This is a genomic window from Tepidimonas sp., from assembly GCF_046292505.1.
GTDB lineage: Bacteria > Pseudomonadota > Gammaproteobacteria > Burkholderiales > Burkholderiaceae_C > Tepidimonas.
This window is the reverse complement of record NZ_JBKBQX010000045.1, coordinates 1-5,848: the sequence shown is the minus strand read 5'-3', so window position 1 is coordinate 5,848 and position 5,848 is coordinate 1. Positions and strand designations below refer to the sequence as shown.

Annotated in this window: 9 protein-coding genes; 3 read left to right on the top strand and 6 right to left on the bottom strand. The window is 64.2% G+C overall.

Annotated features, from left to right (window positions below; all coding sequences use genetic code 11):
- Positions 1–268 precede the first annotated feature (268 nt).
- Positions 269–1,435 carry an IS256 family transposase gene (locus ACK4TH_RS11120; RefSeq protein WP_409626432.1) on the top strand — a complete coding sequence of 389 codons (1,167 nt, stop codon included), beginning with the start codon at positions 269–271 and terminating at the stop codon, positions 1,433–1,435.
- A gap of 62 nt (positions 1,436–1,497) precedes the next feature.
- A complete protein-coding gene (locus ACK4TH_RS11115; RefSeq protein ID WP_409626430.1) occupies positions 1,498–1,734 on the top strand; it encodes a hypothetical protein in 237 nt (78 codons plus the stop codon).
- Here the strand turns inward: ACK4TH_RS11115 and ACK4TH_RS11110 are convergent.
- The 5 genes from ACK4TH_RS11110 to ACK4TH_RS11090 all read right to left on the bottom strand — a co-directional run bounded on the left by ACK4TH_RS11110 (position 1,710) and on the right by ACK4TH_RS11090 (position 3,439).
- A complete protein-coding gene (locus ACK4TH_RS11110) occupies positions 1,710–1,916 on the bottom strand; it encodes a hypothetical protein (RefSeq protein WP_409626427.1) in 207 nt (68 codons plus the stop codon). The genes ACK4TH_RS11115 and ACK4TH_RS11110 overlap by 25 nt on opposite strands.
- 10 nt (positions 1,917–1,926) lie before the next feature.
- Positions 1,927–2,295: a hypothetical protein gene (locus ACK4TH_RS11105; protein ID WP_409626424.1), complete on the bottom strand. Its 369-nt coding sequence runs from the start codon at positions 2,293–2,295 to the stop codon at positions 1,927–1,929.
- A 67-nt stretch (positions 2,296–2,362) separates the two neighbouring features.
- Complete coding sequence (locus ACK4TH_RS11100) at positions 2,363–2,560, bottom strand: hypothetical protein (RefSeq protein ID WP_409626422.1); 198 nt, start codon at positions 2,558–2,560, stop codon at positions 2,363–2,365.
- A complete protein-coding gene (locus tag ACK4TH_RS11095) occupies positions 2,557–3,156 on the bottom strand; it encodes a DUF3489 domain-containing protein (protein WP_409626419.1) in 600 nt (199 codons plus the stop codon). Before ACK4TH_RS11095 ends, ACK4TH_RS11100 begins: the two co-directional genes overlap by 4 nt.
- Before the next feature lie 28 nt (positions 3,157–3,184).
- On the bottom strand, positions 3,185–3,439 hold the full coding sequence (locus tag ACK4TH_RS11090; protein ID WP_409626416.1) for a DUF6900 domain-containing protein: 255 nt from the start codon (positions 3,437–3,439) through the stop codon (positions 3,185–3,187).
- Between ACK4TH_RS11090 and ACK4TH_RS11085 the strand changes: the two genes are divergently transcribed.
- Complete coding sequence (locus ACK4TH_RS11085) at positions 3,392–5,410, top strand: phage terminase large subunit family protein (RefSeq protein WP_409626413.1); 2,019 nt, start codon at positions 3,392–3,394, stop codon at positions 5,408–5,410. The genes ACK4TH_RS11090 and ACK4TH_RS11085 overlap by 48 nt on opposite strands.
- On the opposite strand, the gene ACK4TH_RS11080 is transcribed toward ACK4TH_RS11085, so the two are convergent.
- On the bottom strand, positions 5,411–5,824 hold the full coding sequence (locus ACK4TH_RS11080) for a type II toxin-antitoxin system VapC family toxin (RefSeq protein WP_409626410.1): 414 nt from the start codon (positions 5,822–5,824) through the stop codon (positions 5,411–5,413). It lies immediately after the preceding gene.
- Positions 5,825–5,848: the final 24 nt, after the last annotated feature.

Here is a 5,848-nt window from a genome sequence, read left to right as displayed (position 1 = left end):
GAGCTGGAGATCCGCGGCGAAGACGGCCGCCCGCTGCCCGCCAACCCGGACGGCTCCATCGACATCGGCGACCTCTAGTTAGTGCAACATCTCTTCTGTAAATTTGTGGCCCGCTGGTTTTGCGGTGCTTTGCCGACCTCCGCTCTTCGGGCGCTACGCGCCCTCATCGCTGCGGTCGGCAAAGCACCGCGGCGCGCCCCCGGCAGGCTCTACCCGCAGGCGATTTCTTCGGGGCATTCTTGCACCCACCCACGAAGGAGTCGACACCATGGCACAACGAGTAGAACATCATCCCCTGGACGCCGCGTTTGCGGCCTTGCTGGCCAACGGCCTGGACGGCGCCGGCGAGGCGCTGCGCATCCTGGTCAACGAGGCGTGCAAGATCGAGCGCACCCACTTTCTCAATGCCAGACCGCATGAACGCACACCGCAGCGCACCGACTATGCCAACGGCTTCAAGCCAAAGACCGTCATGACCCGCCTGGGCGAACAGACCTTCGACATCCCCCAGGTGCGCGGCGGCGGCTTCTACCCTTCCGCCCTGGAGAAGGGCTCGCGCACCGAGCAGGCGCTCAACCTCGCCTTGGCCGAGATGTACGTGCAGGGTGTGTCGACCCGCAAGGTATGCGACATCCTCGTCAAGCTCCTGGGACCGGAAGTGTCGATCTCCTCGACCCAGGTCAGCCGGGCCGCCGAAAAGCTCGATGCCGGGCTGGCCGCCTGGCGCGAACGTCCCCTCGACGAAACCCCTTACCTATTCCTCGACGCCCGCTACGAGCGGGTGCGCGAGGCTGGCCAATTGGTCGATTGCGCCGTGCTGATCGCCGTCGGTATTACCAAGGACGGACGGCGTCGCGTACTCGGTGTGTCGGTCGCCCTGTCCGAGGCCGAGGTCCATTGGCGCGCTTTCCTCGACAGCCTGATCCGGCGCGGCCTCTCGGGCGTCAAGCTGATCGTCTCCGACGATCATGCCGGCCTCAAGGCCGCACGCCGGGCGGTGCTGCCCAGCGTGCCCTGGCAGCGCTGCCAGTTCCACTTGCAGCAGAATGCCCAGGCTTACGTCACGCGCCTCGACCAGCGCAAACCCGTCGCCTTGCGCATCCGCGCCATCTTCAACGCGCCCGACAAGGCCGAGGCCGAACGACTCTGGCGTCAGGCGCTCGATGCCTGGAAAACCGATGCGCCCAAGCTCGCCCGGTGGGCTGAGGAAAACCTGCCCGAGGGCTTCACCGTCTTCGATCTGCCTTACGCCCAGCGCACCCGCCTGCGCACGACCAACGGCCTCGAACGCATCAACCGCGAGATCAAGCGCCGCACCCGCGTCGCTTCGATCTTCCCCAACACCGCGTCCTGTCTGCGCCTCGTTTCCGCCCTCCTCGCCGAGTGCGACGAGGAGTGGATGACCGGCAAGGTCTATCTCAACTTGCATGCCTGATTTCAATATCCCGATGACTTCGCCTCGGAAAATTTACAGAAAAAAAGTTGCACTGCCCAGGGATGAAGCAGTCGCGCTGGATGTCGCTGGTGGAGGCCGTGACCAATGTGCTGGTCGGCTACGGGGCGGCGGTGGCGACCCAGTGGCTGGTGTTTCCGCTCTTTGGCCTGCACGCCACGCTGCAGGAGAACTTGCTGATCGGCCTGATTTTTACCGTCGTCTCTTTGATTCGAAGCTACCTGCTGCGCAGGGCGTTTGAGGGGCTGCGCGTGCGTCAGCTGTCCGGAAACTCCGGATAAAGATCGCCGCTGCTGATGTCGGCGATGTAGGTGACGTCGCGGAACTCTCCGGGCGTGTCGGCCAAGATCACGCCACCGACCGACTGGATCGCCACCCCGTACTTGCGGGTGAGCGCTGTCAGTTCGGCGATGAACTGGTCGTAGTTGGCTCCGAGTTGTGGGGTGGTGGAGATGGCGGCCACGTTGTGCTCCTCACGCCGCCAGGGACTCTTCGACGATCTCGCAGTGGATCACGAAGCCCGTCAGGTAAGGCAGGCCCTCAGGCGTGCCGTACTGTTTGCTTGTGCTGCGGCCAATCGTCCAGCCCATCCAACGTTGCGTGGCGGCGTTGATGGCGTCGGCCAGGGTGGCGCCGGCGTAGAGGCCGTTTTGCACATCGTCGGCAAAGTGGCGACCGTGGCGGCTGTCGAGGAAGGTGCGGGCCGATTCGAGTGGCTGGCCGGTGGCATCCGAGATGGCGATCATGGCCAGTGGCCAGGCGGCTTCGGCCTGCTCGTTCATCGTTCCAAAGAATCCCCAATCGGTGACGGTTGGGGCTGGGATCTGGGGGGTGGTGTTCATCTTTGGCTCCTTAGGGTTGATCGTTGCGACACACGTAGTAACGCGCTTTGGGCCACTGAAGCCAAGCTCAATTTGCATCGCGGTGGGCATCAAGGGCTTCAATCGCCAGCACCAGATCGGCGATGCGGTCGGCCTCGAAACCAAACCCCCGGTGGCGCAGGAGGTGCTCGATGCTCGGATGCTTCATCCGGGCGATCTCCCGGCAGGCCGTCAGCACGGCTGGCAACAGGTCTGCCGGGGTCGGGGTGTTGGGCTGCGTGCTCACGCGGTGGCTTCCTGGGCGATGCGGTAGAGACGCTGTCCTGCACCTGGCGTGCCGGCAGGGCCTTCGATCTTCTCGGAGACGATGGTCAGGCCCAACTTCTTCTTGAGTGCGCCGGCAAAGGTGCCGCGTACCGTGTGCGCCTGCCAGCCCGTCGCCTCACTGATCTGCGCGATGGTCGCGCCCTCGGGGCGCTTCAACATCTCGATCACCAGGGCCTGCTTGCTGTTGCCCGGGCCACGCTTCGAGGCGGGGTTGGGCTGATCCTGTTGCCAGCTGGCTTCGGCGGCGGCGACCGCTGCTTCCAGTTCCGGATCGTCGGCCGGGAGCGGTGTGGGTGACGTGGCGGCGCCCTTTACCGCAGGCAGCACATCCTCTGGTTGGGCTTCGCCCTTGATGATCGCGATGGCGGCACCTGTGATGCGCCACTGGCCATCCAACTGCTCGATCAACCCCCGCTGGGCGAGGCTGGCGATCATCTTGAGCTTGGCGCCGCCTTTGAGAGCCAGCAGCGGCTCGATCAATCCGCCGGCGTCGCAATGCGCGCGGGTGATCAGGTCCAGTTGGCGTTCGGTGATCGGGGTGGTTTGTGCGGACATGGTCGTGCTCCTTGGGGTGATGTGAGAGTCAGGCGGCTTGCTGCTGGACCGGCTGATCAGTGGCCTTGCCGGTGGCGCTTTGGCCTGCGGCCAGGCCTGCTTGGTAGGCCGCCACCAGGGCGCTTTGGACGGCCCAGACGCTGACGTCGTGGAAGTCCAGGCGGTCGCTGTTGCGGGTTTGCAGGGTCTCGATGAAGAGATGGTCCAGGGCGATCTGGGCGAGCAGCTGGTCCCGTTGCTGGGCGGCTTTGGTGGCGGTGGCTTTGGTGGTGGTCTTGCGCATGGTGTTCTCCTGGGGGTGGGTTGCTGTGCTTGTAGTAACGCGCTGTTCAAGCGGAAAGCCAAGCGTTCGCCTCATCGTTTTGGCATCTATTTCGCATTGGAGTGGCTTGTGTTCGACACTGCTGAATCGGCTGTTGAATCGGCCTGGAAACGGGGTCTGGCCCCCGACCCCATCCTCACCGTCGATGACTGGGCCAACCGCCACCGGATGCTCTCGTCGGTCGCCTCCGCTGAGCCCGGGCGCTGGTCGACCAGCCGCACGCCGTACTTGGCCGAGGTCATGGCGAGCTTGTCCGCTACCTCACGATTCGAACGGGTCGTGTTCATGGCCGGCGGACAGGTGGGCAAGACCGAGTGCGGACTCAACTGGGTCGGCTACGTCATCCACCACGCCCCGGGTCCGATGCTGCTGGTGCAGCCCACGGTGGAAGGCGCCAAGCGCGTCTCCAAGCAACGGGTCGATGCGCTGATCGAAGCCAGCCCTGAACTCGCCAGCCGGGTGAAGGACCCACGAAGCCGGGACTCCGGCAACACCCAGCTAATGAAGGAATTCCCCGGTGGCGTGCTGATCATGACCGGCGCCAATTCGGCGGTGGGCCTGCGCTCGATGCCGGTGCGTTACCTGTTTCTCGATGAGGTGGATGGTTACCCAGGCGATGCTGATGGCGAGGGCGATCCGGTGGCGCTCGCTGTGCAACGGGCGGCCACCTTCGTCAATCGCAAGGTGTATCTGTGCTCAACCCCGACACTCAAGGGTTTCTCCCGCATCGAGGCGGCCTACCTGGAGTCGGATCAGCGGGTGTTCGAGGTGCCTTGCGATCATTGCGGGGCGCACAGCCCGATCCAGTGGCGCGACATCCGCTGGCCCAAGGACAAGATGGCGGACGCCGCATGGCACTGCCCAGCCTGCGACGGCATCCATCCCGAGTACCGCAAACCGGCACTGCTGGCCAACGGTCGCTGGACGTCACGAGCCGAGGGCGATGGCAAGACGGTGGGCTTCCACTTGTCCAGCCTGTACAGCCCGTGGCTGACCTGGGGCGAGATCGCCCAAGAGCATCACGCCGCCAAGGACGATCCGGTGCGGCTCAAGGTCTGGGTCAACACCAAACTGGCCGAGACCTGGGAAGACCGCGAGGGCGAGACCTTGGATGCCGAAGGCCTGATGGAACGCCGCGAAGCCTACGGGCCGGCGATTCCTGCCGAGGTGGCACTGCTCACCTGCGGCATCGACGTGCAGGACGACCGGCTCGAACTGGAAGTGGTCGGCTGGGGCCGGGACGAGGAGTCCTGGTCCATCGACTACAAGGTGCTGTGGGGCGATCCCTCGGCGCCGGATACTTGGTCGCAGCTCGATGCGTTTCTGTCCAATCGATTCGAGCACGAGACCCTGGCCAACGGCCTGACCATCGAAGCCGCGTGTCTGGACACCGGTGGTCACCACACCCTGGCGGCCTATGCCTTTTGCAAAGGCCGGGAGCGCAAACGCATCTGGGCGATCAAGGGTGGCGCGGGCAAACGTCCGATCTGGCCCAAGCGTCCGAGCAAGGCCAACAAGGGCAAGATCAATCTGTTCACGGTGGGCGTCGATGCGGCCAAGGAAGCCATCTACGCCCGCCTCAAGAAGTCCGAGGCTGGCGCTGGCGCGATGCATTTCCCGCTGGATCGGGATGCGCAGTATTTCGAGCAGCTGACGGCCGAGCGGATTCGTACCCGTTACGTGAAAGGTTTCCCGCAGCGCTTCTGGTGGAAGCCCGATGGCCGCAGAAACGAAGCGCTGGACTGCCGGGTGTATGCCTATGCGGCATTGCACGGCCTGCTGTCGATGGGGCTGAACCTGAACAAGCGGGTCGAGGCGCTGCCGCCGATTCCGGCGAGCCGTCAGTCTCGAAACGATCCACGCCCTGTGACGGCCCCGATGACCGCCAGCCCGCGCCGGCGGCGGATGGCGATTTCGTCGAACTACGTGTGATCAGTTCGACCAGGGGTTGAATATCTGGACTGGCAAACCTGCGAAGTCTTTGACGTTACGCGTGACTAATACCAGATCGTGCTCCAGTGCGGTGGCAGCCAGCAGGCTGTCGATGGTAGGAAGAGGTCGGCCTGATGCTGCGACCAAACGTCCCCAGCGATCGGCTACGGCGGCATCGACCGGCAGTACCCGGCCAGTGAAGAAAGTTGGCAAGTCTGTCTCCAACCAATCGAGCAGCGACTGGCGGCGCGATTCATCGCTGACGCCTTCAAGGCCTTTACGGATTTCACCCAAGGTCAGCACAGAGAGATACAGGGTGGACGGTGGTCGCCGCGAGAACCAGGCAACAACCCCGGGGTCGGGGAGCCTGTCAGGAATTTTGTGTTTGAGGCATAGCATGTTGGAAAGGAGCATCTATGCCAAGCAAGAAGAAGCCGG